Raw genomic sequence first — 25327 nt, 5'->3', positions numbered from 1 at the left:
CCGGCCCTGTGATAACAGGCGTCCGGGTTTTATTTGTGATCAAGCAATGATTGCATATCATCTGGCAAAGGAGCAGAAAACATCATTTTTCCGCCTGTCATCGGGTGAGGAAAGACAAGCGTTTCACTATGCAATGCTTGGCGATCTATTCGCTCTTTTTTGCCCCCATACAGGGTATCACCTATAAGCGGATGACCAAGGTATTGCATATGAACACGGATTTGATGTGTTCTTCCAGTTTCGAGCGTGAGAGATACATCCGACATATCCAGTGCAGGGTCATAAGATTTTACGTCATAGTGTGTCATTGCATCTTGCCCAGTATCATCAACCATTCGTTCAATGATACTGTCCCCTTTTCGTGCAATTTTCGCACAAATGGTGCCCTGCTTTTGTTGAACCATGCCATGTGTGAATGCCCTATATGTTCGCTTTACTTCTCCTTTTTTTTGCGCTTTTGATAAAAGGCTATGTGCAAAGCGATGTTTGGCCACTAGCATGACACCTGACGTATCCCGATCTAATCGGTTCACCAAATGAACAGTATGTCGAACCGATTGCTGTGCGTAATGATCAAGCAAACCGTTTGCAATACTGTGTTCTGGGTGCTCTCTAGAAGGAATCGATGGAATAAACGGTTTTTTATTTAGCACGAGCACATCCGTATCCTCAAATAGAATATCAAGCGGAATAGGAGCTGGTTTAAGCCCTTCGCTCACCCTTTCCTCAGGGAATATAATGGTGAGTGTATCTCCCTCCTGCAATACGTATCTTACGGTCACATGTTCTCCATTAATGAGGAGATCACCGCCATCGAATTTAATATCAGTTAGCATTCTTTTCGAGATCCCAAGATCAATTAAATAGTCTTTTAATAAAAGACCTTTTTCTTTGATCGACATGTGTTTTGTTAGTGTAAAGTAATCCAGTGAGAACGACCTCTTTCTTATTCTCCTTTTCCGATAAAGGAATCTTGCACTCTTTTCCAAAACGGAAACGGTCTAAATCGGGCAAAACGGACATTCTCGTCTGCCACACGGCATTGAATCGATTTGACGTCTTTATGAAGTAATGTCAAATGATCAATCGTCACTTGAAAATCCACATCATTAATAGGTTTGATCACACATGTATGATGGTCTGGCAAAATGAGCGGTGAACCAACCGTACGGAACACCCTATTATTGATCGAAGCCATTTCCGCGAGCTGAATCGCCCTAATAGATGGATGAATAATCGCGCCACCTAACGCTTTATTATACGCCGTACTACCAGATGGCGTAGACATGCAAAGACCGTCACCTCTAAATGTCTCAAACAGCTGCCCCTTAATTTCAACATCTGCCACAAGTGTACCTTCCATACTCTTGATCGTGCATTCATTCATTGCTAAATATTTCTCTTCCCTGCCACCGTCATTGTAGCGGACGATTACTTCAAGAATCGGATATTCAACAATATGATAAGGCGTTTTAGCGATGGCGAGTACAAGCTTCTCAATTTCACTTGGTACCCAGTCTGCATAAAAACCTAGATGCCCTGTATGTACACCGACAAAAGCTGTTTCATTCAGGCGGTTGCTATAGCGGTGAAAAGCGTACAGCAGTGTCCCGTCTCCCCCAACCGTGATGACAAGATCTGGTTCCTCTTCGTTTAATTCCATTCCAAAATCCAGTAAGTAGGTCTGAATTTTTTGCTTGAGTGTATCAGATTCAGAATTCCCTTTTGAAGAAACGGCAAATTTCATGAATTCTTCTCCTTTTTTACCCTTGCTGCATTGAGAAGGCAGCTTCATATTTGATCAAGTTCTGACTTAGCTATCTGTTTTCTTTTTTCGAGAAAATGCCACCTGTGCTTCTTGAATCTCTCCTCTAATTTCAGACATCTCATCATCAAGGCGAGATGCCGCCTCAGAAGCTCTTTGCAGGCGCAGTTTGACCTTCTCTGGGATATTTCCACTGTATTTATAATTCAGAGAATGCTCAATCGTCGCCCAAAAGTTCATCGCAAGTGTACGAATTTGGATCTCCACTAAGAGCTGCTTTTCTCCATTGATGGTTTGAAGTGGATATAATACAACAAGATGATACGAGCGGTAACCGCTCTCTTTGTGCTCTGCGATATAGTCTCGTTTATCTACCACAACAAAGTCTTTTCGCGACTGGAGCATCTTTTTCACGACTTGAATATCTTCTACAAACTGGCACATAATGCGAAGCCCAGCAATGTCCTGCATCGTTTCAATTTCATGCATCGGAATGTTTTTCCGCTTCGCCTTTTCAAGTATACTGGCAACAGGTTTCACTCTGCCTGTGACAAATTCTACTGGTGAATGATCATCCTCAAATTCATACAGCTTTCGAATGCCCTTTAGTTTTACCTTTAATTCTTCGACTGCTTGTTTATATGGTGCGAGGAATTGATCCCATTGTTTTTTGTCCATGAAACTTCCCCCAATTCCAAATACCTAATTATTTCAGAGGAATGTGCTTTTCACTTTCTCTTCCATATCTCCGTAATTGGCATTGTCTTTAATATTGTCGATTAAATAGTTTAATTCCTGTTGTAGTTGAATCAGTTCTAGTGATGTTTCTTCCGCCTGTAGATAGACGGGGATATCAAGGTGGATCGCTTCTTTTAACGGAGCCCATGTGTTCTCACCTAAAATAAGGTACGTAAACGACTCCTCGGTTTCAAGTATGTAAACGAACGCAAAGTGATCAGAATCAACGAGCATTTGCCCTGATGCCTTTGCTTTTTGAATCAGCTCTTCTGACTGTATCGTCAAAACAAGCTTGTCTTCTTTTAAAATGGCTTCTGTAATTTCAATTCTGTTTTGCATCATGATCTCCTTTACAACAAAGTACAGCTTTATTTTATCATATCAAGTTCAATATTGATAAACCGAACTTTTAGAGAAAACAACCAATCTTTCTTTTCAAATGATCATTTCATCACATGCTGCTGACCGAAAAGCACATTTTAAATGGGCAAAACAGGCTTTTACATGCCGATCGCACTTCATGTACAATAGATATATTTCCTCTAAAATGAAAGGTTGATGTGAAATGGCACAGGAAATTGAAATTGAACTAAAACAATTATTAATAAAAGAAGAATTTGAACAGCTCAAACAACACTTTCAATTGAAAGATGAGGACTTTCATACTCAAATCAACTATTACTTTGATACACCTGAATTTGATATAAAATCTCATTTTGCTGCATTACGAATAAGAGAGAAAAATGGAAATTGGGTCCTTACTTTAAAAGAACCACTTGAGGTGGGTTTACTTGAGACACATCAAACGATCGCCTCTCCCTCTCAGCTTGATACTTTTCAGATCCCAGAAGGTGAAGTGGCAGACCGCCTAGACAGACTCAACGTTCCAAAAAATCAGATTGTCTATTTTGGTTCACTGGAAACATCTAGAGCAGAAAAAATAATCGACGAAGGCTTAATTGTTTTAGATCATAGCCGATACTTAACAGTAGAGGATTATGAATTAGAATTTGAAGTGAGTGATTTAGACATTGGACAGGCTACATTTTCCGCATTGCTCAGTCAATTTCATATTCCAGCACGACAGACCAAAAACAAAGTCGTTCGTTTTTATGAAGAAAAAATGAGAACACATAATAGATAGAATTCCTTGAAGGAGGAACATGATGAACGTCAATCAACTTCAATCCTTTATGCAGCTACAAGCTCTTAAAACGTTACAAACAGATAACGAACAAATATCAGCCGGCTCAGAATCAAGCGCACAAGCTTCATTTCAATCGCTGCTGAAAGATTTTTTAGGTGGTTCAGATTTATCACGACTTCCACTACCCATTTCTGCTTTAATGGGCACGGGTCTTTCAACTACAACGAACACGCAATATGCCAGAACGAATCCATACTTATCTGCGATGGCAAGTAGTGAATCACTTCCTTCACAGAGTTTGTATACAAATCCTGCTTCATTGAATGCAGCAAATGGCATTGGAAATGTTTTGAATCAGTCCTATACACCACCGCTTCAAAAAGCAGTCTCTAGTGCTTCATCTAAAGAGATTAATCAAATTGTGTCACAAATGGCTCAAAAGCATGGCGTTCCAGAGAAATTAATTCACGCAGTGATCCAGCAAGAATCCGGTTATCGTGCGAATGCTGTCAGCCACGCAGGTGCGCTTGGGCTCATGCAACTTATGCCATCTACCGCTAAGTCACTTGGTGTCAAAAATGCCTTTGATGCAGCACAAAATATTGAAGGTGGAACAAAGTATTTGAAACAAATGCTCAATAAATATCATGGGAATGTCTCACTGACATTAGCTGCTTATAATGCAGGCCCAGGAAATGTTGATAAATATGGAGGAATCCCTCCATTTAAAGAAACACAAAATTATGTAAAAAAAGTCACAGCACAATATTTCGCCTAAACCGAAGGGAATAACCTCTTCGGTTTTTTGTATGTCGCTTTTCCCCCTTTTTTGACTGAATGTGTTATGATATGGTCAATTGATCACAGAACTAGGTCCTCCCTCTTTCCAATAGGGCGAAAGCTGTTTGTTTGTGGAATTGAGTTGAGGTTGTTAAAATAAGTATACAAGAATAGAAATAACAAAAATGAACAAACTGAATATCACTTTTGAAATACATGAAATTCGCAATAGGGTGAGCCATCCTATTAACTATGAGCAAAAGGAGTAGTCAACATGGTACAATCGTTTAACGCACCTTACGAAGCGGTTGGAGAGGAACTTCTATCGCAACTTGTTGATACTTTTTATGAAAATGTAAAGTGTCATCCTTTGCTTCATCCTATCTTTCCGGATGACTTAAAAGAAACAGCAAGAAAACAAAAACAGTTTTTAACGCAATATTTAGGCGGACCCGCGCTTTATACAGAGGAGCATGGCCACCCAATGCTGCGGGCGAGGCATCTCCCCTTTCCGATTACGGAAGAGCGGGCTGACGCATGGCTTGAATGTATGGAGGATGCAATGAATCAAGTAGGATTAACCGGCGATATTCGTGACTTTTTATTTGAGCGACTCTCATTAACAGCTCACCATATGGTCAATCAAACGCCTGAAAAGGACGGAACATCTTGAGCTTGAATCAGCACGACCAATATTTTGCACACTGTCACGGACATCCTCAAAAGCCGATTGAAATCTATGTATTCATTGACCCACTCAGCCCAGACTGTTGGTTATTAGAGCCATCCATTAAAAAATTGAAAATGAAATACGGCCGTTTCTTCACGTTACGGACGGTTACAAGTTCTAGTATTAATGCACTGAATAGGAAAAGAAAGAAGCACCTTTTAACAGAGGCATGGGGTAAGTTTTCCACTAAAACACAAAGCAAAAAAGAGCAAATGCTATCTGAACAAATTGTGTCATCACCTTATCTAGCCTCCCTTGCTTTGAAAGCAGCAGAGCTTCAAGGTAGAAAATGTGGAATGAAATTTTTACGCCTGATTCAAGAATCGCTTTTTTGCCATCAGCAAGATGTTACTAGTGAACATGTGTTGCTGGAAAATGCTAAAAACGCAGGACTTGATATTGATGAGTTTCAACGGGATATCCATTCTCAAAGCGCAGTGAAAGCACTGAAATGTGATATGAATATTGCAGCTGAAATGGACGTATCTGAACTCCCTACCTTCGCGTTCTTTAATACCGTGAATGGTGAGGAAGGATTGAAGATTTCTGGTTCGTATTCTTATGATATTTACGAGGAAATTCTGTTTGAAATGATTGGTGAAAAACCAACACCTTCGGAACGACCTCCGATTGAATGGTTTATCGCATACTTTCAATTTGCTTCAGCAAAAGAGATTGCGGTTGTGTATGACTTGACCCTTGAAGAGGTCGAGCGTGAAATGAAAAAACTCACCTTCGCTAAAAAGGTCAAAAGGGTACAAGTCCATCAAGAAATGTTTTGGCGCTATATAGAAGATGAAAACCATTCAGATCTTAACATCTATCGCTGTGAAAATGAACATGGGTGCTGACCCATGTTTTTTTTCGCCAACACAAGAACGTACGTTCCGTCTAAAGGGACGAAGAAACCGCGCCGGGATAAGCGCGGTTTCACTATGTCTTAACGACAACAAAGGGGATGGGAGAAATTTTTCACGGTCAAACAAAGGGGTAATGTTTGTATGTGATTAATTTCACATCTGTATTATATCAAATTTTGTCGACTTATGACAACTGATAAGTGATATGTTCATATTTTTGTCACAAAACATAAGAGGACTGTCACTTTCATATACTGAAAGTGATGAAAAATGGAGGGATCTTCATGCACAGTACATACATCGGACTTATTGCTATAGGCTTATGCTTCTTTTTAAATATATTAGGGCTAATGAACATGCTGCCACTGTATATCACCTCTCCGCTCTTATTTTGTTCCATCCTTTTTACACTCTACCGGATGAATCACCGCAAAACATTTAAAGGGTTTAAAGGTTGACCACCTTCTCATTATCATGAGAAGGTTTTTTTCATAGAAAAAGCTTCTGCCAAAATCCCTTTGGCAGAAGCCTTCTTGTTACTCACCCGTTTGTGAGATGAGTTCTTCCATTTCTTTTAATTTTTCTTCAAACAACTGACAAGCGGCTTCGATTGGTTGTTTTGACGCCATATCTACACCGGCTTTCTTCAGCACATTGATTGGATAATCGGAGCTTCCTGATTTTAAGAAGTCTGTGTAGCGCTCGACCGCAGGTGATCCTTCCTCCAAAATTTGCTTACTTAAAGCTTGTGCAGCACTATAACCTGTTGCATATTGATACACATAATAGTTGTAATAGAAATGAGGAATCCTTGTCCATTCTAATCCGATTTCCTTATCAACAACCATTCCATCACCAAAGTATTTTTTATTCAGGTCGTAGTAAAGGTTCGTCATAAACTCTGGCGTTAACGCTTCACCTTCTTGCGCTTTCACATGAATCAAATGCTCAAACTCAGCAAACATCGTTTGTCTGAAGACAGTCCCTCTAAATCCTTCTAACAAATGGTTTAAGACATATAATCGCTGCTTTTTATCTTCTAAGTTGTTTAACAAGTATTCCCCTAGTAATGCTTCATTTGTTGTTGAAGCTACTTCAGCCACGAAAATACTATAGTTTCCATATGGATACGGCTGGTGCTTTCTTGTGTAGTAACTATGCACAGAGTGACCAAACTCATGTACCAACGTAAATAAGTTATCAATATTATTTTGCCAATTCATTAAGATATATGGATTTGTCCCATAACTACCAGATGAATAAGCGCCACTTCGTTTTCCTTTGTTTTCATAAACATCGATCCAGCGGTTATCGAGTCCTTCCTTCACAATCGACACATATTCTTCCCCTAATGGTGCCAATCCCTTCAGCATGTACTCTTTTGCTTCGTCGAAGGTTAATTTCATCCCAGCATCTTTGACAAGGGGTGTATACAAGTCATAATTGTGCACTTCATCAAGCTTTAACACTTTTTTACGTAATTCAATATAACGATGTAATAAAGGTAAATATTGATGAACCGTATCAATCAGATTGTCATACACTTCTTCTGAAATGCTATTTCGCGAGAGAGCGGCTTCTCTAGCAGATTTGTAATGACGTACTTTCGCATAAAAGTTATCCTTTTTAATCGAACCACTTAATGTTGAGGCAAGTGTATTCTTATATTGATCGTATGTTTTATACACAGCTTTAAAGGCGTTTTTCCTGACATCACGATCGTCACTATTGAGGAATGTGATGAAGTTACCATGTGTAATCTTCTTTTCTTCCCCATTTTCATCCTTTACAGAGGGAAATGAAATATCCGCATTATTAAACATGCTAAATGTAGTAGATGAAGATGAAAGTGGTTCAGAGGCTTCAGCTAATAAAGCTTCTTGTTCTTCGCTTAAAATATGTGGACGCTCTTTATTGATTTCTTCGAGCGCGTGAGAATAAAGTTTTAATTCTTCTTTCTCCATAATAAACTGCTGAAGTTTATCTTCTTGAATCGACAAGATCTCTGGAACGATATACGCCGAAGTACTAGACAACTGTGTAAATAAATTAGACGCTTTATCATTCAATGCTTGGAATGATGAATTGGTTGTGTCTTCGTCATATTTCATATGTGCATATGTATAAAGCTTCCCAAGTTTTTCAGAAAGTTGATCCTGAAATGTTAGGGCTTCATACAGAACATCAGCAGAATGGGCCAACTTGCCTTTATATTGGGCTAGTTTTGGAATTTCTTTTTTGACAGCTTCGAACTCCTTGTTCCATGTATCGACGCTTTCAAAAATATCTTCAAGACGCCATTTGTTTTCTTCTTTTACCTCGCTTCTGTTCGGTAATTGGTTGCTTTTGCTTTGTGAAGTCATATGAATCCCCCTCGCATGAGTTGTGTTGAACCAACCTTTCGGGAAGTGAAAGAAATTGGTGTTGTATTTATCTTCTTTGTTTTGAGCTATGTTTGTCAAATCATATGCAGAAATAAATACCAAACAGACGAAAAAAATAAGAAAAAAACGTTTCTTTCTGATCAACAACAGCACCACCTTTTTCTTATGATGATCAAAGTGGGCCAGAAACATGCGATTGAAATAAGAAAGCATCACGTTTTAACGCTTCTTCTACTGTTTGTATAGGCAATTGATTCGACATTACTTCATAATTACCCTCTTTGGTTATTCTTAAAAACTCTTGATGAACCAATGCCTTTACATAGGCATAAACTACTTCTTTCACCTCCTCCATCGTGACATCAGCATATCGCAACTTTATTTGTTTCGCCTTTACACATCGGAATATTTCTTTGGTCAGCATAGGAATCGTCACCGGCCTCTGACCTTTTCTTCTCACCATAAAATCATAAAGCCATCCTTGCCATACATACACGGGACTAGTAAAAATCGTCGCTTCTGTGAGTGGAAGAAAGACTTCAGTTGGTAGAAATGGAAATGATGTTTGATGATGTTCATAGAACACTTGTCTCAAGCGTTTACTTTCATTTGATAATATACGTGGAGGGCGCTGTCTAAATTGCTGAACACATTTAAACCATTGTGTATATAAAGCTTGTTTTCTTGCAGGCTGATGCACCTTCAGTAGTGCTGAAAGATGAGGATATGCTGAAGGTCGTCTAACTGACATTGCGGCACATATTTTTGAAGGCTGAAACATGAGGATATGGTCAAGATGAATAAACGTTTGCTGAACTGGACAGTAAAAGATTAATCGCTTTTGACGTGAAAGCCTTAATATTCCCCAATGGATAGATGAGAATGAAAATAATTGATTAGACTTACGGTTTAATCGATTCGCTCCTAGCACCCATATAGGGACCATCTGAACGGATTGCAAACCTAATGTTCTTTTGATTAGCTCTCGCTCAGGAATATGTGCACATTGAAATTCAATCGCATAACAAATGTTATGATGAACGACCGTGATATCTGGCCTTTGTTGAATGGCTGAAACATACTTCTCTAACATAGGCTGATACCCAATCTGATTCAACCAATTCATCAGCGCCACCTTACCTGCCTGATGGTAATCCGTCTCCCCTGTAGCCAAGGAGCATGTTGTCAGCTGTAAATGGGCAAAATGATACACACGATGCTCTCCTAATTTCAATCGAACCTCCTGTCTACATTCAGGACAATAAAATTTGCTCGTTTTTCTCATATGCTCGAGTCGGTCCTTCGTTAGATGTTGTGAAAGCTGAAGGATCTTCCCGTTCTCCATGACTGCTGTATTCATCCTTCTCACCCCTTGCTCTTTGGTACGTGTATGATAGCTTTTTCCGGGAAAGAATGCGAACAGATAAAATGGGGTATTGTACCTTCAAAACTCATGTTTGAAGATCAATCTCCTCATAAAATAAAAAAATCCCCCTTTTGAAAAGAGGGAAATGATCATATTTATAAAAGTGGTGACAATAACCTCGCTGTAGATTCAAACAGCCTCACCCTTAAAGGTCTTTTTGCAAACTCATCCGGTACAATTTCATGCGACTGCTCCAAATCACCTAAAAAGTCATTAACGAGTTTCTCAGTGCTTTTTGTTTTATAAAGGAAAGCATTTACTTCAAAGTTTAAATGAAAGCTTCTCATATCCATATTTGCAGTCCCAATAGAAGCAAGTTCACTATCGACAATGATAAATTTGCTATGCATAAAGCCTTGGTCATATTCATACAACTTCGCGCCTGCTTCCAAAAGTTCTGGGAAATAGGATCGGGACGCATGGAACACAATCCGCTTGTCTGGATTTTTCGGAGCGATAATCCTCACATCAACTCCACTCAAAGCAGCAATCTTCAATGCCGACAAAATATCGTCGTCTGGAACAAAATAAGGAGATGCAATCCAAATCGATTTTTTTGCTGAAATGATCATAGAGAAAAAGAGATTTTTAATCACTTCCCATTGTTTATCTGGGCCACCAGCAATCATTTGGACACCTTCTGTTGTACTCTCAACATGACTAAAGTCTTTAAAATAATCAACACCTGAGCATCGTTCATTGGTCATATAATACCAATCTTGCATAAAAATTTGTTGCAAGTCGCAAACCGCTTCTCCTTTGATCATCAAGTGCGTATCGCGCCAAAAGCCATATTGTCTGCTTCTGCCCATATATTCGTCCCCAATGTTAAGACCACCAACAAAGCCAACCTCTCCATCAATCACAACGATTTTTCTATGATTTCGGAAATTAATTTTATTATTTAACAAAGGTAGTCTCACCGGTAAGAACGGGACGATTTGTACACCGGCATTTTCTAAGTCAGCAATATATTGACGAGACAGCTTTAAACTTCCAACATCGTCATATAAAAAACGGACGATCACACCGCTCTTCGCTTTGTCGATTAAGAGGTCTTTTAATTCTTGACCTAGTTCATCATGTCGGACGATATAATACTCCAAGTGAATGTGATGTGTCGCTTTTTTAATTTCTTCAAATATATGAGAGAACGTTTCTTTTCCATTGGTAAGAACTTTAGAAGACGTACGATACGTAATAGGGGTATGTCCAAGTCTATGGGCCAGCTTAAATAGAAGCTGCTGATGGTCACCCATATGTGTCATTTTTTCAATTGTTTCTCTTTGTATATGTTCATCTTCTTTGACTAACTGTTCGTCTAGGATTGCCTTCTTTTCAAACAACCGACGCTTTTTAATATTACGTCCAAAGAAAATATAGAACATAAAGCCGAATAACGGGAAACTGCCGAGAAGGACAAGCCACGTAATCGTTTGAGATGGATTTCGGTTCTCTAAGAAGATGACAAATCCGATGAATATAATGGATAAGGTGAATAGAACACTAATGGAACTGAGCACACTTACCGCTAGATCACCGGCAAAAATTTGAACAATAAAATAAGCACCTATTGTAATCATAAGAAAGAATAGCACTTTAACTAAATTTCTCATTTCATTTTCTCCTTGCCGATCTCTTTGTGTAGATATGAATTCAGATAAAAAAGCCGATTCCTCTATAGAAATCGACTTTTTATTTTTTACGAGAAGTGCTGTTGAATCGTTTCAAGGGCATTCCCTTCAACAATCAGCTGACCGTATTCTTGCAGTCTGTGAATGCTGACTACTGATTCATGTGCATATTCAAGCAGTATGCTCAGCTGATTCTCCACTTGCACATCTGACAAATCCTCGTGGAAGTCAACATATAGATAATAACGGTTTTCAAACGAATATAAACTTGTGGTAAAATCCTGCATATTTAATTGAGAAAGTGCAATTACATCTTCAAAATCATCCATTTTCAACACGAATTGAAGTTGAAGCTTTTTGTCCTTCTCATTCACTTCATCTTGGTCCTGCTCTTCTTTATGAAAATCATCAAGCAGTGCATCCAGACTTTCTTCGTCTGTGTGATCTTTTTTATCTTCTGGAATTGGCAATTCGAGCTTTTGTCCATCTTTAGAAAGTTGGGCTTTTGTGACGACGATTTCAAGACCTTTATCAAGTGCCTGCACTTGAATCCAAAGTGGTCCCTCAACTGCAAACTCTTCTTCTTCGTGCACTTCGTCCATTACTTCCCAGAACAGCTCTTCACTGCGCTCCCGATTATACCAAATCTCTTCTCGGTCAAAGCCGCGATCTTCAATATCACCATAGGAAATATAAAATTTCACTGTATGTTCGTTTATTCTTTCGATTTCCATTTTGCCAACCTTCCCTTCTATATAAGATGTTGAAGGGACATACAAGCTCCCAATTAACAGTACTTTACTACACTTTACCCGTTCCGTCTATATATTAACCTTTTATAGAATGACGTATTGCTGTGTACTGTCTATTTTATGATATATATTGTTTTCGTGCAATTTTAAGACCTTTCTTTTCCGTAAGAAAACAACTAATTAAATCATCTTTTGAAATCAAATAAGATCATACATTTTCGCATTTGAATGCAACTTTTGTTATTTTCGTGTTATCTTTTCAGAAAAGATAACAAAATAACAAAAAAATAACTGTCTTTCACAAGACAGTCAAAATTGTGAGTAATAATAAGAAGAAGTTAATCATTGAAATATACGAATTTTTTAAATCCCGTTTCCGCGGGCAAACCGTATATTCTAATTATACACCACATTTAGACACCGAACAAACATTCTGATAAAATGTTTTTGGTGGTGATTAAATGACTGATCTCGAAAGAAAAATTTATCGAATCATTTATAATATGAGCCGGTTCCGAAAAAACCCAACAATAGAAGAGCTTAAAATAAAAACAGGCAAAGATGAAACATCTATACGGAAAGCAGTTAAAAATCTAATATCTCGAAAAGAGCTTGAATGGGATAAAGAAAAAAAGGAATGGAGATTTTATGTCTGATCATAAGGGCGGTATTTTTTCCGCCCTTCTTCTAATTCTTTTTTGAGAGCTTGTACATTTTGTAACAAAAACAGTGCAACGGTACCAACCCTTTTTACAGGTTTGAGCTTTCCAGAATTCACAAGAGCACTTAATCGTTGGCGAGTTACACCGAGTATTTCCCCGACTTCTGCTGTCGTTAGAACTTCCTTTTGAATAAACTCAATTTTTTCATTTTCGTTCATGTCGCTTTTCTCTCCACATCATAATTAATCCTTTTAACAAGGTGAAAACAACAGCTACTAATAATACAGTATTCGCTATCTTTCCAGACATACTCTGATTTGTTGAATCAATTACAACAATACCAGTAATTAAAATCATCATAACCGCAAAATCTGCTGTGTCGTAGTGTTTAAAGTAGTTTTTCATACTATGGTGGACGTGATATAATATAAGGAGCAAGGGGATTTCTCCCCTTGTCTTGATTGTATTAGCGCTTTCTGCTTGGTCGGCGGGAGCGCTTTTTCTTTTTCTTGCTACGCTTTTCGTTTTCCTTCGTCCATATGTCGTAAATATGTTTTATGATGGTAACGATACCTGCGGTAGCAAGAATCCAGTTTCTTACCTCGTCCACTTCTGCACCTCCTTTCTATACTTTAATTATAACATATCTGTTTACAATAGTAAATAGGTTTATCAAAAAAAAGCCCCTCAACTGTAAGGGCTTTTCATTATTTGTATTTTTAAAACAAGAAAAAGTTAATTGCATAATAAACACCGTCAGCAATAACTTGCGCTGACCCACCGCCAATTTTCGGCTCTAATGCAGCATACAATTTTTTCTTGATCATGTTTGAAGTTACATCAGGTATGTTTGCAATCTCTTCAATCTTTTTGGCTATGAAATTAGAATTCTTTGTAAAATCCTTCGCAGCTTTTCCATCTGCATTTTTTAAAATAAGACTAACCGCTTTCCCACCATACCTTATACCATCAGCTACCACTTCAGCAGCTATTTTTACTAAGTATCCTCTAAAGCCTTTAGTCTGAATTATAGAATCTTCTATTTCAGATTCATCCGATAAATCCTTTAAAGACTTTATTTTCACTTGAATCTGCTGTGATGCAATAGTCTCATGCTCTTTGTTAGGTGTTGCGGCTCTTGATGCAGTTGGCAACAAGGTTGATACTAATAGTAAAGTTGCTAAAGAAACAATAAGTAATTTAGATATAAACTTATTCATTTTACCACCACCCTTCCCACATGGTATTATATAACAAATTAGACATTATTTGTATAAATAAATTATTAAAAAGGGATGATTATAATGAGAAAAATCTATAATTATATGAATGAAGATCAAAAAAAACATGCAATTAAGTTGCTGCATGAAGATCTAAAGGAATTGAAAAAGGAACAATCACAAGAAGAAGAAAAAGGATATCCTAGGGTAATTAAAGCAGCTATTGAAGAAACAATTGAAAGATACAAAAAAGATATAGAGTTTCTTGAAAATGATTTAAAAAACGAGCAGGCATAATGCCTGCCTTATTTATTTCAACGCTTTTTCTAATTTTGCTTTTGTCTTTGGACCATAAATACCATCAGCCACAAGCCCATGCATCAACTGGAACCGCTTGACCGCATTCGCTGTTTTCGGTCCATAATAACCATCTATGCCATTGTTTTTTGCCCCTTTATCAGGATAATAATACACTGCTGATAGAGCTTCTTGTAAGGCTTTTACGCCTGATCCTTTCGTTAATGGCTTAGTCACTTTGATGATGCCAGATGGTAAACTATATGCTTTTTTAGAGCTACTTGTTTTTGGCGTAGTCGTGCTCTTTACAGGTGTTGCTTTCACAGATTTTGCTGCTGTCTTCTTTACAGTACCAGATAAAACAGCTTTATAATCAAAGACAGGACATGCTTTCCATGAATAGTTCGGGAACTCATTATGACCCCTTGTTCGTTTATAATTAGGCATGTCTTTTTTTAATGCTGTTACTAAATCGCGGAAACTCGTCTCCTGTTCTGCTGTTGGTTTTTCGCTTCTGAAATCACCTACAAGACAAATGCCTATTGCAAAACGGTTGGAATCTCCTACATGATAAGATTTGATACCCAGATCATGATTCCATTCAATAGTTCCATCTTTCAGTATTACAAAATGATAAGCAACACCCGGCCAGCCGTTTGTTCCTACATGATAGTTTGCAAAAGCAGCACTGTTTCCCGATTTTGTTAGACTGTGATGTACCGCAATATCCGTTTTTGCATTTACTCCTACATTTGAATAAATCCCCTTACTCTTCGTTTTTCCCCGAAGATCAACAAGCTTGCTTAATTTTTTAAAGTTCATTTGCGTTCTCTCCATTCGTTTAATGGAATACAAAAAGCCACCCGAAGGCAGCTCTATTTTGTTAATCCTTTTTGTTTCAAGACTTCTTTTTGCTTCTGCCCTTTAGATGTCACATAGTTGTTTTTGAACCATGTAATTAACGTCATAACAGTTGTAAAAAGTGTTGATCCAGCAACATATAATACGTCTGCTAGGTTGTTTACTGAATCTTCATCTAATGGTAATGGTGTCTTTCCAAACATCACTAAAAACTGATTAATCAAAGCAACTAAAAGAAGCACCGTGCGTATAACAGTGCCTTTGTCGAAGTTTTTCATATAAATACCCCATTTCGTTTATTTTTGGTTTCTTTCAATTCGATCTAACTTTTCAATAACAACGTCATACTTCTCACTGAATTTTGCTAACACTTCATTCTGTGCGTCAATTTGCTCGTTTAGCTTGTTCTCACGCTCTTTGGTTGTATTGAGTACATAAAACAACACCCAACAAAAAAGAACCGCAAACGGTCCTTGTGTCATCAAATATTGAGCTATATCCATTTCCACCATACTCACCTACTCCTCACTTTGTCCACCCCCTTAAAGAAGGCAAAATAAAAACGCCTATTCAGCGTCTGTGTTTGTCTCATTTTGTTTTAATTTAAGTAATTCCTCTTTAAGCTTTTTGTTCTGATTATCACTTAGAGTGAATTGTGCTCTAGCTTCTGCAAGTTCCAAATGCGCTTTTGTTAATTGTTCTGATAAAGCCATATGTTTGTATAGAAGCAACTCTTCTTTTTCTGTCAGCTGTTGTTTTTGCTCCAATTTAATGCCCCATTCCTTTTATTTGATTTTCTAAAACATTCACCTTATCTTTCAATTCTTTAACTATCGGAATTAATAAGGCGTACAAACGGTCATACATAACGCCTTCGATTTGTCTTTCTCCGTTCTCGTCTGGATCACTCCAGAAAAGATATTCCTTCAATCCCGCTTCATAAAGATCCTCGGCTATTAGACCCGGCACTCTTTCAAGAAATGGCCTATCTTCATCATCTTCACTACCAGATTCCAATATTTCTGCATACGATTCAGCAACTTGTTTATCAAACCATGTTTTCGGTTTCAATTTCAAAATATTTTCTGCCTTATCGTCAGGATATTCTTCGATGTTTATTTTGTATTTTTCCGATGAAACAACACGGCCCAATGTTCCATATTGAGTAATATAAACATTGGCAGGCTGTGTGTATAACCTCCAGTATATATCTTCTGACCAGACACGCTTTCCCGTGTTATCTTTTCCAAGAAATAATGATCCGTTCCATGCCCCTCCATCCAAAGAAATCCCACCATCTTTTTCAGCTTTTCCTTCTATGGCAACGCGACCATTCGAAGCAGATATATTGATTCCATTTCTACCAAATATATCAGTTCTTATTCGACCATTCACCGTAAGGTATTCCTCTGCAAAAAAACTTATATCCTCTTTTGATGAAAATGAAGAAGATTTTTGTGTTGTAACACTATAAGATCTTAAAGAAGCCACATGTCCCGTTTTCAACCCATTAAATGAAAAATTTGGTTCTCCACGATTTAAATCAACACTAACCTTCAAGACCATTTCATCGTTTTGAGAGAAGATCATATGAGTACCACTACTACCAACGCCTAAATCATTAGGAACCCCTGGATTAGTCTCTATCCTTAACTTATGTGAAATGTTTTCGTTTCTAGGGTTTGCTTCTGCAAATAAATTGATTCCGCCTCTTTTTATATCAACGGTACTAATCGGTTCTTGTGTTTCATTCTCACCAATTCTATTACCATATTCTTGAGAAATTAAGCCGGATTTGATCGTAAGTTTTTCATATCTTTTTACAGTGAAATCATATATAACTTTTCTATATTGATAAATTTGATCTGCTTCAATAAACGATTCATATGCAGTTGATCCCGAAATAGGTTCAATCCTAGCTCCTCTAATAAGCGAACCCTCTATCGTGATACCTTTAATCGTGCCAGCTGTGATTTTGTCCGCAGATAGATTGGCTATTTTGGCATTTGTAATGGCTCCATCTGTAATGTGAGCAGTATCAATAATCGCTGTTCCTAGATGTGCTTTCTGGATTGCTGCGTTTTGAATGGCAGCTGTTCCAATTGCTGCATCATTCACATGGAGTGCTGTCACAGATTTTTCAGTGAGCATTACATCATATGGGCTTGGTGACCATTCTTTTATGGTTTCACCCATTCTGATCTGACATTTCCTAACGACAAATGAACCGGCATCCGTAGCGTTTTCTGTAGAAGCCCCGAAAAGCACAAAATAATTGTTTGCCGTATCGCCTGTATAAGTAAATGTGCAGTCTAATCGCACAAACTCATCTGATGGCAAATTTGAAATATCACTAAATGGCGTATTAACAATATGGCTTTTGTGATTAGTAGGTGTGTTGTAATAACGGAAATTCAAATAATTGAAATTCTTCAAATCTCCTCGTTTAACTTCTATTGAAAAAGTATACGTTTCTCCGTTAACAAGCTTCAATGATTTACGGTAATCCGTCACAACTCCAAAAAGTTTGTTATTCGTTCTTGTCTTTGTGATCGTAACCTCATTGTACTCTTGTTCATTTACTGCTAATGAAGATGAGTTTAGTCCAGCTATATCACTAGACCTAAACAATGAACCTGGTAAGATATTTGAGTTAGCCAAATCCGTATACAGTTTGTCTGCCGTCACTGATAATGAAGCAAGTTTATCAGCTGTTACTGCACCGAACATAATATCATCTGTAAGAATTCTCACGGTTTTCGCTTCATACTCATCTGACCAATCACTGGCCGTTCCATGTGTATTAATGGCTCTCAATCGGTAATACCAAACTTGATCAGCCTCCACGCCGTCTTGATGATGCCATCCACCTGTTTTTCCGCGAAAAATGAGCTGTGCGGCTGTAGGTGTAAATCCCTTATTTTGTGAAGCATATACTTCATATGCGGCTATAAAGGATCTAGTGTCGTAATCCCATGTAAGTGAGATAGTCTTGTACAAACCTTCCGCTTTGATATTTGCTGGCGTTGGTGGCTTCGTATTCAAGAAACTGCTGTCAGTTACGTTGCCCGCTTCTGGTTTCCGCTCCCATGTGCCACGGTTATTATCAATAACTTTTTGCAACTGTTTTACTCGGTCATCGCCCTGTAAAGCTGACAAGAACTGTCCTATCTCAACAACACATGTATTTTCAGGATCGGTAATGTCATATTCCATCGAGATAATACGTTGTGATGTTTCAATAGGTATAGCAAAATTACGGTCTATAGCGATGGTTGTATCTCCTAGATCAACATGCTCGTGCTCATAGCCTTTTATACCCTCAAGAAGCTTTACCGACAACTCATAATTGACTTCTGTTTTTGATGCTACTGCAATTAAATGATTATAAGTAGCTTTCAACAGTTCTTCAGGATCTTCAATGTCTTCATTACTGAAAATATCTTCTCTATGAATTAATACACCATCTTTTAGACGGCCGTATTTTTCCAATAACGTTGGATCGCCTACCCATTCTTGACCCTTTGGTTTGTCTACTGGATCACCAGTTTCTTTTTTCCATTCGACTTCCGAAAAATCAATGAAACGAGAATAGCCACCTGTTTCTTCTCCATCATCATTGGTAGTCTGTAATGATGCTCCATAACCATACAAAGCCGTTTTGGGATAGCTAATCACAGTACGTCTAATACTTTCGGTGTCTTTGTCAATTTCAAACCGCTTGCCACTGTCTTTTCCTCTGCGCGGTAATACTTTGATTGTGCGTTTTGTGATGGTATTACCGTCAAACTCTACAACGTCTTTAAACTCACCGCCCCATTTTTCAAGAACATCACTTAGACATTCAAGTGCATTCATTTTATAAAAGGATGTAGAATTCAAGCCTAGCTCGGCGGTCACTTCTGCGGTCCATCGTGTTCTTTCAAAAACTTGATCAAGAACATATTGCGCTGTTCTATCTTTTGGCCGCTTTTCTTTTATGAACGTTTCTGCAAGTTCCATCATTGCAGCTTCACAGGTTACGAGTGTATTAATCTCGTCACCATCGTCTGAATCATCAAGCTCTTTTATAACAAACGCACGCAATTCACCGTCCTTATCACGAAACACCGCTTGATTCTCTTCGAAAAGATACTTTGCATCTGGATGTGAAGCATCCGCAATAAAAGAAAAAGAAGAACCCAAATTGAGTTCTTCTTTGTATTTAGCATCCCAGAAATTGCATGAGTCCTGTCCGTCACTGGACAGAACAGCCAAAAGTTCATCTTCTGGCGATAAAATGAAAATTTCAGCCATGACGGACCTCCTTTCTATAGATAAGCTTCATTAAATTTGATACTACTTTTATGGCTAAACCTTAATTTAACTGGAATTTTAGGAGGAAAATCATAAAATTCTGATTGTATTTGCAAACCATTCATGATTGCTTTTCCGTTATTCATTATCTTCCGTTTAGCAATGTCAATCACTAAAGTGTCACCTTCAATAAAGTTGTAAACAACTTTAATAGTTTTATTGACACTCTTATCAGAATGTAAAAGAGCCACCTCATATGAAGTGGCTGCTGACGTAAAAATGCATTCGATTTGTGGTTCAATCGCTACCAAACTTGGATTTGTAAAAGTTCTCAATCCGCTTTCAAATTCATAAATCGCCGCTAATCCGTATTTTTTTGGATCAGAACAAAGAAAAGTAAGTGTGGCATGTTGTAAACCTCCCTTTGTTTCACCCTCTGTCAAACTCTCAAATATTGCATTATATGTTCGGTCTGGCTCATCGAAAAAAACAAGGGGCTTTTCATCATCTGTGTGGAGAATATAGTTCAATTCCTCTTGTTTCTTCTTCAATTCTCTTTCACTACTGAATGCAAATAACACTTCTAGGGTTATCACTCTTACAGGTAATCTAGTACCACGAAGAAAACCGCCTGGGCGGTTCCCTATCGTATCTATTTTTACTTCCCGACCTACAACACCCCTTCCGCTTGGTGTCTCTTTAAGGTAGAAATATTGTGATATGTCGGTTCCGTTAAAAGTGATCTTCCATTCATTGGGGACAAGTTGTTGATAATTAATCATGTGATCCTCGTCCTCCTTGCGTTAGCTCTCTTCTGCTCATTTTCAACAGGTTTCGCGACACCTTGACCAACCTTTTTGCTATCCATTTCAATAACAATCACTTGCTCAGGCAGTTCTATGTTTTGAAGCTCTGCACTTAAATCATGTTTAACAGCTCCAACATTACTGCTTGAGAAAGAAGTATCGTAAGCGATGTTTAAATCTTCTTGCTTGATGTACATTGCGTCTGTAACGGCATTCATCGCTTTACTTACAGTGCCAACGCCTTGCTGAATCCCCACAGCAATACCAGCTGGCACCATGACACCCACTTGATCACGCATTAAACGTGATGGAGAGTGAATTTTGAGCTTCTTCTTAATTGTTTTTTCAATGGTGGCTGCAATAGTATTGGCTTCTTTCGCAAGCTCACCTTTCATGCTCTTCATACCTGAAATAATTCCTGCCATCGTGTTATAACCAATTGCATTTCCGCTCTTTTTCAGTGAACCCAACTGCTTAACATTTACAGCTAATTCTGCGATTTTATTCATGTAATCATTTTTCAATTTGTTCAATTCAGAATTTGCGGCGGTTCTCAATTCTGCAATCTTCTTAGTTGTTTCGTTTTTGAGTCCGGCAAGCTCTTTTGTCGCTTGTTCACTTGCCATACTATGCTTTTGTTTCCATAGAGAGATGTATTTATCTAACTCTGGAGCTGACATTGAAGCAATAGCCTTGATCTGATCTGCTGATCCAATACCCATTCCCTTCAACTCATCAACAAATTCTTGCGGTGCATTACCTGAAAGTTTAGATAGATCGGATTGAAAACCTTTCATCTTATCAATTTGCGCTTGAAGGTTATCTAACAGCTTGGACCCGCTGACTTTTTCTGTTGTGACACTATCAAACAATCCCATAGCGTTGTAAATGGAATCAGTACGATCTTTAAGTGCATTCTTATACTCTTCATTTGCCTTCTTGATGTCATCGGTCAATTTATCATTAATACTCTTAAATTTAGATAGATAAGAGTTATTGGCCGATAGAATATCTTTGTTCAGCTTTTCAGCTGCTTTTTTCTCATTTTCTTTCTTTTTTAATGCTTCTCTAGTCAGGTTGTTCTGCGTTGCATAGATTTCCCGTTGAATCTTATTACGCTGATCAGCAGTTAGTTTCTCTTTTTTCTTAATGTTTTCAAGCTGCTTAATGTAAGTCTGACCGCTTATTTTCTTAGTATCGTATTTAACTTCAGCATTTGCGATCTTTTGTGACACTTTCTTTTGATAAGCAAGCTGCGCTTTCGCTTTTTTTCGCTGTGCTTCAAGAGCACTTTTCTTCTGTTGTGATTGCGACTTTTTTTGAGCATTGTAAATTTCCCGCTGAATCTTTGCATTTTGGGTAGATGTTAACTTGTTTTGCTTTTTGATCGCATTCAATTGCTTAATATAGGCTTTTGAACTAATCTTACCTGTATCAAATTTGGTTTCTACAGCTCTGATTTTGTTGTCAACGCCTGTTTTCCTTTTCGCATCCGCTTTGCGTGCAGCAGCAGCTTGAGCACTTAATTTTTTAGCTGCCGTTTTTCTTGCCGCGCTAATTCGTTTATCACCTTTTTTCAATTCTTCCTGCGCTGATTTTTGTGCTGTTTTAGCTGAATTTACAGATGCAGCTTTAACTACATTCATAGATTTATTAATCCCGACAGCCATACCAGTACCCACATGGTATCCGACCTGATCACGCATTACTCTGGACGGTGAGTGAATTCCTAAAACTTTCTTCATCCAACCTGGTAAAGCTTTAGCCATTTCCATTGCTTTGTTTTTAATAGCTCCAGCCATACCGCCAATACCTCGGATTAAACCATTAATGATGTCTTTTCCTATGCTGAAAAGGTTTATTCCTTTGAAGAACCCCATAACCCCATTCCAGATATTGCTGATTGTTGTTTTAACAGCTCGCATCGCATTGCCAATAGCGTTTTTCATGTTGTTAAAAATAGATTTAACAGTGTTGAAAATGCCGCTAACAAGATTTTTCACAGTGTTTTTTATACCATTCCAGATGCTAGACATAAAGCTCTTTATGCCATTAAAAACTGTTGATGTAACCTTTTTAATGTTGTTCCAATTGTTTACAAAGAAGGATTTAATGCCGGATAAAACTCCACTGAAAAATGATTTAATTCCATTCCAGATTGATGATGCTATATTTTTAATGCCATTCCAAACCCCAGAAACAACGGATTTAATCGCGTTCCAGACTGTTGTAAATATTTTTTTATGGGTGTTTAGCATATTTACAAAGAATGATTTAATTCCGTTCCAAACAGTAGTTGCAACCTTTTTAATAGCATTCCAAACTCCAGTAATAAACCCTTTAATGGCTCCCCAAACTGTTTTTATAACCTTTTGATGAGCTGCAAATGTAGTTTTAAAGAAATTCGCAATGCCCGTCCATACTGAAGAAGCTACTTTCTTAATTCCCTCCCATAGACCTTGTAGGAAGCTCATTATTCCATTCCAAGCGTTATTCGTGAAGTTAGAGACTTTGTTCCATAGATCAATGAAAAACTTTGAAATTGGCTCCCAGTATTTAATAACAAGGAATACAGCTGTTCCAATTGCGGCAATTGCCAACAAAATAGGATTCGCCATAAAAACCTTTGAAACAATACCGAACACAGTTCCAATCATTTTAATAGCTGAACCAACTCTAGTGGCAATGGATACTATATCTTGCCATTTCAAAAACAGTGTAGAAAAAGAGACAATTAAAGGAGTTAAAGCGCGAACTACTCCAATAGTTGAAAGGAAACCGGCTATTAACTGACCGATGATTGGATTTGCCTGCATAGCTGTGTTGGTAAATTTCAAAAAACCATTAACCGATTCTAAAATCGTTTTTCCTAATGGGGCCATACCGATCAGTAAATTGATGATAGTCTTGGAGATTTCACCAAGTGTACTCCAAACAGTAGGACCTGTTTCTTTGATATATGCAATGAAGTTTTTAAATCCCTCGGTGTGTTGAACTGTTCCCGCCCATTCTCTGAATCTAGCTGTCATATCAACTAATGAAGTAAGCATGTCTGCTGACATTGGAGCAAATGCCGCAAATAGACGGCGTAAAGCACCTGAAAAATTTGTGATAACCTGTAAAATTTTCGGTCCGTTTTCTCGTGTATAAGCAATAAAGTCTTGGAACTTTTGGGATGAACTTAATCCGGCTGCCCACTTAGCCCATGAAGCTGTTGCTTTTTCCATACTAGCTGCCATGTCATTTCCTAACGGACCAAAAGCAACAATCAGATTCATGACTGTTCTCATGACATTTCCTGCGATATTTCCAAACGTCACAAATGCTTGACCAGCATTATTGTTCATCCATGTAATGAAGTTCTGTAGATCAGGAGCCTTGAATGCATTATCCATGTTTTTAGATAATGTAACCGCTCCATTTGCTACACTCAAGAACATAGGTCTTAAACTATTCAGTACAGTTTTAAACGTAGTCAGTGAATTGGTAAAGGTTTTAAGAATAGGCTTTTGTGTAATACTCGCGATCTCTTGCCAGTTGTCTTTAAAATCTTCTAGGGTAGCAAGAGCTTTCTTCTCTTCTTTTCCAAGCGACTGCTGCAAAACATTTATCTGTTCCATGATTTTGGCGCGTTCTTTAGCATTTGTAGCATCATCAAGTTTTGCTTGTAATTTGTCTAGGTCTTGGCCTGTTTTGATCACACTTCCAATGGATGTTACAGCCAATGCACCAAATGCTACAGCGCCAGTACCAGCAGTAGAAAACGCACTAACAAGCCCCATAAGACCGCCTGTAGCAGATCCAATCATTGGACCAAGAGATCCAAGAACAGCTACAGCACCAGCCAATGCTGGAGCTATGGCAGGTAATAAAGCTAGTAAACCACCACGCAAAGCATTCCCCATAACTGTGGAAATAGAGTTAGTGATTTTTGCCAGTCTATTCATTGCATTTTCAAATTTATCTAATCGTTTTTCAAATCCTCCCCAAATATCCACTATTCTTACAAAAACAGTTTGTGGAAGACTCGCTAATGCTGCTCTTGCCATTGTTACTGAACGTATCAAAGAAGTTGAGCTTGCATTAATGATGGTTGTAACCCTGTTAGGAATACTCGCTAATGCTACTTGAGCAACAGCAACAGATGAATTCAGGCTACTAACATTTCCCCCAATCATTGTTGTCACTCTGGTATTAATTGAAGATAACGCAGCACGGGCAACAGCAACAGCACGTCCTAAAGAAGTAGGATTTCCGGCTATAACCGTTGTTACTCTTTGAGCAATTGACGATAGCCCCGCTTTAGCACGAGCTATTGAACTTGAGAGTGAATTACTATTACCATAAAAAAAGGTATTAATGCGTTGTGGAATCTCTCTCAATTTTTGACGCGCCATACGAACCGATCTAGTTAAAGGATCTGCATCGGCATCTAGGTCAACCCGGTTGCGTTCGTGACGGCGCAAGAAACTATCCACCTGCTGCTCTGCCTCACGTACACGCCTTTGAAAATCAGCGATTTCAGCATCTACTTCGACAGTGTGATGGTCACGCATACGGCGCATCATATCGTTTACTTTGTCCATTTGCTGTTTGAATTTACGTGTTTGCGCCTCGACTACCGCTGTTAATTTTTCGATCAAACCCTCACCCCTCTTCTTTTGGTTTTTTAAGTATGTTCCTTAATTCGATGTTAAGGTCGTTCAGCTTTTTGGCATTCACTTGATTTTTGAACCCATTTCCAGTGACATCACGTTCAAGATCAGCTCTAGCTTTTTGCGCGTCAAACATTTGTGACGGCTTAACTTTTTTGGCATTATTTGCATACCGATGAAACATAGCATTTATTGTCATTCGCTCTATGTCATCAATCTCACGCAGTTTGGCCGCCTTGAGCTTGCGTTTATACTCGTTTGGAGTCCATGACATAATGAGATCGTTGTCATAGACACCCATCCAACGAGCAGCA

Annotated in this window: 26 protein-coding genes; 7 read left to right on the top strand and 19 right to left on the bottom strand. The window is 38.2% G+C overall.

The window, feature by feature from the left end; translation table 11 throughout:
* Positions 1-29: 29 nt before the first annotated feature.
* The 4 genes from AB1K80_RS09705 to AB1K80_RS09690 form a co-directional block, all read right to left on the bottom strand.
* Positions 30-902, bottom strand: coding sequence for an RluA family pseudouridine synthase (locus AB1K80_RS09705; RefSeq protein WP_412856414.1), 873 nt, complete (start codon positions 900-902; stop codon positions 30-32).
* Positions 903-946: 44 nt separating this feature from the next.
* Positions 947-1747, bottom strand: coding sequence for an NAD kinase (locus AB1K80_RS09700; protein ID WP_412856413.1), 801 nt, complete (start codon positions 1745-1747; stop codon positions 947-949).
* 66 nt (positions 1748-1813) lie between these two features.
* Entirely contained in the window at positions 1814-2443 is a 630-nt protein-coding gene (locus AB1K80_RS09695; protein ID WP_412856412.1) for a GTP pyrophosphokinase family protein, read from the bottom strand.
* Between the two features lie 33 nt (positions 2444-2476).
* A complete protein-coding gene (locus tag AB1K80_RS09690) occupies positions 2477-2842 on the bottom strand; it encodes a hypothetical protein (protein WP_412856411.1) in 366 nt (121 codons plus the stop codon).
* Positions 2843-3068: 226 nt separating this feature from the next.
* Here AB1K80_RS09690 and AB1K80_RS09685 point away from each other — a divergent pair, with 226 nt between their 5' ends.
* The 5 genes from AB1K80_RS09685 (at position 3069) to AB1K80_RS09665 (ending at position 6478) form a co-directional block, all read left to right on the top strand.
* Complete coding sequence (locus AB1K80_RS09685) at positions 3069-3647, top strand: CYTH domain-containing protein (protein WP_412856410.1); 579 nt, start codon at positions 3069-3071, stop codon at positions 3645-3647.
* A gap of 22 nt (positions 3648-3669) precedes the next feature.
* Positions 3670-4428, top strand: a complete 759-nt coding sequence (locus AB1K80_RS09680; protein WP_412856409.1) for a lytic transglycosylase domain-containing protein — start codon at positions 3670-3672, stop codon at positions 4426-4428.
* Positions 4429-4704: 276 nt separating this feature from the next.
* Positions 4705-5103, top strand: a complete 399-nt coding sequence (locus AB1K80_RS09675; protein WP_412856408.1) for a thiol management oxidoreductase — start codon at positions 4705-4707, stop codon at positions 5101-5103.
* Positions 5100-6011, top strand: coding sequence for a ClpXP adapter SpxH family protein (locus tag AB1K80_RS09670; RefSeq protein WP_412856407.1), 912 nt, complete (start codon positions 5100-5102; stop codon positions 6009-6011). The genes AB1K80_RS09675 and AB1K80_RS09670 overlap by 4 nt, the downstream gene beginning before the upstream one ends.
* A 293-nt stretch (positions 6012-6304) precedes the next feature.
* Positions 6305-6478, top strand: a complete 174-nt coding sequence (locus AB1K80_RS09665) for a hypothetical protein (protein ID WP_412856406.1) — start codon at positions 6305-6307, stop codon at positions 6476-6478.
* A 78-nt stretch (positions 6479-6556) separates the two neighbouring features.
* Here AB1K80_RS09665 and pepF read toward each other — a convergent pair whose 3' ends face one another.
* The 4 genes from pepF to mecA all read right to left on the bottom strand — a co-directional run bounded on the left by pepF (position 6557) and on the right by mecA (position 12198).
* A complete protein-coding gene (gene pepF, locus AB1K80_RS09660) occupies positions 6557-8383 on the bottom strand; it encodes an oligoendopeptidase F (protein ID WP_412856405.1) in 1827 nt (608 codons plus the stop codon).
* A gap of 193 nt (positions 8384-8576) precedes the next feature.
* Positions 8577-9764 carry a competence protein CoiA gene (locus AB1K80_RS09655; protein ID WP_412856404.1) on the bottom strand — a complete coding sequence of 396 codons (1188 nt, stop codon included), beginning with the start codon at positions 9762-9764 and terminating at the stop codon, positions 8577-8579.
* A 161-nt stretch (positions 9765-9925) separates the two neighbouring features.
* A complete protein-coding gene (cls, locus tag AB1K80_RS09650; RefSeq protein WP_412856403.1) occupies positions 9926-11446 on the bottom strand; it encodes a cardiolipin synthase in 1521 nt (506 codons plus the stop codon).
* Positions 11447-11532: 86 nt separating this feature from the next.
* A complete protein-coding gene (gene mecA, locus AB1K80_RS09645; RefSeq protein WP_412856402.1) occupies positions 11533-12198 on the bottom strand; it encodes an adaptor protein MecA in 666 nt (221 codons plus the stop codon).
* 479 nt (positions 12199-12677) lie between these two features.
* Here mecA and AB1K80_RS09640 point away from each other — a divergent pair, with 479 nt between their 5' ends.
* Positions 12678-12872 carry a hypothetical protein gene (locus AB1K80_RS09640; protein WP_412856401.1) on the top strand — a complete coding sequence of 65 codons (195 nt, stop codon included), beginning with the start codon at positions 12678-12680 and terminating at the stop codon, positions 12870-12872.
* Here AB1K80_RS09640 and AB1K80_RS09635 read toward each other — a convergent pair.
* The 3 genes from AB1K80_RS09635 to AB1K80_RS09625 form a co-directional block, all read right to left on the bottom strand.
* Entirely contained in the window at positions 12863-13096 is a 234-nt protein-coding gene (locus tag AB1K80_RS09635) for a helix-turn-helix domain-containing protein (protein ID WP_412856400.1), read from the bottom strand. The two genes, AB1K80_RS09640 and AB1K80_RS09635, sit on opposite strands and share 10 nt — an antisense overlap.
* 248 nt (positions 13097-13344) lie before the next feature.
* Complete coding sequence (locus AB1K80_RS09630) at positions 13345-13488, bottom strand: hypothetical protein (RefSeq protein ID WP_412856399.1); 144 nt, start codon at positions 13486-13488, stop codon at positions 13345-13347.
* Positions 13489-13597: 109 nt separating this feature from the next.
* Positions 13598-14098 (bottom strand): hypothetical protein, encoded by a 501-nt coding sequence (locus AB1K80_RS09625; RefSeq protein WP_412856398.1) that lies wholly within the window; start codon positions 14096-14098, stop codon positions 13598-13600.
* 84 nt (positions 14099-14182) lie between these two features.
* Here AB1K80_RS09625 and AB1K80_RS09620 point away from each other — a divergent pair, with 84 nt between their 5' ends.
* Positions 14183-14395, top strand: coding sequence for a hypothetical protein (locus tag AB1K80_RS09620; protein WP_412856397.1), 213 nt, complete (start codon positions 14183-14185; stop codon positions 14393-14395).
* 12 nt (positions 14396-14407) lie between these two features.
* On the opposite strand, the gene AB1K80_RS09615 is transcribed toward AB1K80_RS09620, so the two are convergent.
* From AB1K80_RS09615 to AB1K80_RS09580, 8 genes are read right to left on the bottom strand one after another with little or no spacing between them, the layout of a single operon-like run.
* Positions 14408-15217 carry an N-acetylmuramoyl-L-alanine amidase gene (locus AB1K80_RS09615; RefSeq protein WP_412856396.1) on the bottom strand — a complete coding sequence of 270 codons (810 nt, stop codon included), beginning with the start codon at positions 15215-15217 and terminating at the stop codon, positions 14408-14410.
* A gap of 53 nt (positions 15218-15270) precedes the next feature.
* Positions 15271-15534 (bottom strand): phage holin, encoded by a 264-nt coding sequence (locus AB1K80_RS09610; RefSeq protein WP_412856395.1) that lies wholly within the window; start codon positions 15532-15534, stop codon positions 15271-15273.
* A gap of 18 nt (positions 15535-15552) precedes the next feature.
* Entirely contained in the window at positions 15553-15765 is a 213-nt protein-coding gene (locus AB1K80_RS09605; RefSeq protein ID WP_135010326.1) for a BhlA/UviB family holin-like peptide, read from the bottom strand.
* Positions 15766-15822: 57 nt separating this feature from the next.
* The gene (locus tag AB1K80_RS09600) at positions 15823-16023 is read right to left on the bottom strand and encodes a hypothetical protein (protein ID WP_412856394.1); all 201 of its coding nucleotides are present in this window, start codon (positions 16021-16023) and stop codon (positions 15823-15825) included.
* Between the two features lies 1 nt (position 16024).
* Positions 16025-19552: a phage tail spike protein gene (locus tag AB1K80_RS09595; RefSeq protein ID WP_412856393.1), complete on the bottom strand. Its 3528-nt coding sequence runs from the start codon at positions 19550-19552 to the stop codon at positions 16025-16027.
* 14 nt (positions 19553-19566) lie between these two features.
* Entirely contained in the window at positions 19567-20334 is a 768-nt protein-coding gene (locus AB1K80_RS09590; protein ID WP_412856392.1) for a distal tail protein Dit, read from the bottom strand.
* Positions 20331-25001 (bottom strand): hypothetical protein, encoded by a 4671-nt coding sequence (locus tag AB1K80_RS09585; protein ID WP_412856391.1) that lies wholly within the window; start codon positions 24999-25001, stop codon positions 20331-20333. The genes AB1K80_RS09590 and AB1K80_RS09585 overlap by 4 nt, the downstream gene beginning before the upstream one ends.
* 4 nt (positions 25002-25005) lie before the next feature.
* The gene (locus AB1K80_RS09580; protein WP_412856390.1) at positions 25006-25314 is read right to left on the bottom strand and encodes a hypothetical protein; all 309 of its coding nucleotides are present in this window, start codon (positions 25312-25314) and stop codon (positions 25006-25008) included.
* Positions 25315-25327: the final 13 nt, after the last annotated feature.

Origin of the sequence: Bacillus sp. 179-C3.3 HS (assembly GCF_047229225.1) — a bacterium.
GTDB lineage: Bacteria > Bacillota > Bacilli > Bacillales > Bacillaceae > Bacillus.
The sequence above is the reverse complement of the archived record's forward strand: the minus strand, read 5'-3'. Positions and strand labels throughout refer to the sequence as shown.

Bases quoted from the DNA above. Each gene is read 5' to 3' on its own strand.
- AB1K80_RS09675 (WP_412856408.1), top strand. From the start codon at position 4,705: ATGGTACAATCGTTTAACGCACCTTACGAAGCGGTTGGAGAGGAACTT.
- AB1K80_RS09700 (WP_412856413.1), bottom strand. From the start codon at position 1,747: ATGAAATTTGCCGTTTCTTCAAAAGGGAATTCTGAATCTGATACACTC.
- AB1K80_RS09590 (WP_412856392.1), bottom strand. From the start codon at position 20,334: ATGATTAATTATCAACAACTTGTCCCCAATGAATGGAAGATCACTTTT.
- AB1K80_RS09690 (WP_412856411.1), bottom strand. From the start codon at position 2,842: ATGCAAAACAGAATTGAAATTACAGAAGCCATTTTAAAAGAAGACAAG.
- AB1K80_RS09695 (WP_412856412.1), bottom strand. From the start codon at position 2,443: ATGGACAAAAAACAATGGGATCAATTCCTCGCACCATATAAACAAGCA.
- AB1K80_RS09625 (WP_412856398.1), bottom strand. From the start codon at position 14,098: ATGAATAAGTTTATATCTAAATTACTTATTGTTTCTTTAGCAACTTTA.
- AB1K80_RS09685 (WP_412856410.1), top strand. From the start codon at position 3,069: ATGGCACAGGAAATTGAAATTGAACTAAAACAATTATTAATAAAAGAA.
- AB1K80_RS09665 (WP_412856406.1), top strand. From the start codon at position 6,305: ATGCACAGTACATACATCGGACTTATTGCTATAGGCTTATGCTTCTTT.
- pepF (WP_412856405.1), bottom strand. From the start codon at position 8,383: ATGACTTCACAAAGCAAAAGCAACCAATTACCGAACAGAAGCGAGGTA.
- AB1K80_RS09655 (WP_412856404.1), bottom strand. From the start codon at position 9,764: ATGAATACAGCAGTCATGGAGAACGGGAAGATCCTTCAGCTTTCACAA.
- AB1K80_RS09610 (WP_412856395.1), bottom strand. From the start codon at position 15,534: ATGAAAAACTTCGACAAAGGCACTGTTATACGCACGGTGCTTCTTTTA.
- AB1K80_RS09580 (WP_412856390.1), bottom strand. From the start codon at position 25,314: ATGGGTGTCTATGACAACGATCTCATTATGTCATGGACTCCAAACGAG.
- mecA (WP_412856402.1), bottom strand. From the start codon at position 12,198: ATGGAAATCGAAAGAATAAACGAACATACAGTGAAATTTTATATTTCC.
- AB1K80_RS09615 (WP_412856396.1), bottom strand. From the start codon at position 15,217: ATGAACTTTAAAAAATTAAGCAAGCTTGTTGATCTTCGGGGAAAAACG.
- AB1K80_RS09640 (WP_412856401.1), top strand. From the start codon at position 12,678: ATGACTGATCTCGAAAGAAAAATTTATCGAATCATTTATAATATGAGC.
- AB1K80_RS09595 (WP_412856393.1), bottom strand. From the start codon at position 19,552: ATGGCTGAAATTTTCATTTTATCGCCAGAAGATGAACTTTTGGCTGTT.
- AB1K80_RS09680 (WP_412856409.1), top strand. From the start codon at position 3,670: ATGAACGTCAATCAACTTCAATCCTTTATGCAGCTACAAGCTCTTAAA.
- AB1K80_RS09635 (WP_412856400.1), bottom strand. From the start codon at position 13,096: ATGAACGAAAATGAAAAAATTGAGTTTATTCAAAAGGAAGTTCTAACG.
- AB1K80_RS09705 (WP_412856414.1), bottom strand. From the start codon at position 902: ATGTCGATCAAAGAAAAAGGTCTTTTATTAAAAGACTATTTAATTGAT.
- AB1K80_RS09620 (WP_412856397.1), top strand. From the start codon at position 14,183: ATGAGAAAAATCTATAATTATATGAATGAAGATCAAAAAAAACATGCA.
- cls (WP_412856403.1), bottom strand. From the start codon at position 11,446: ATGAGAAATTTAGTTAAAGTGCTATTCTTTCTTATGATTACAATAGGT.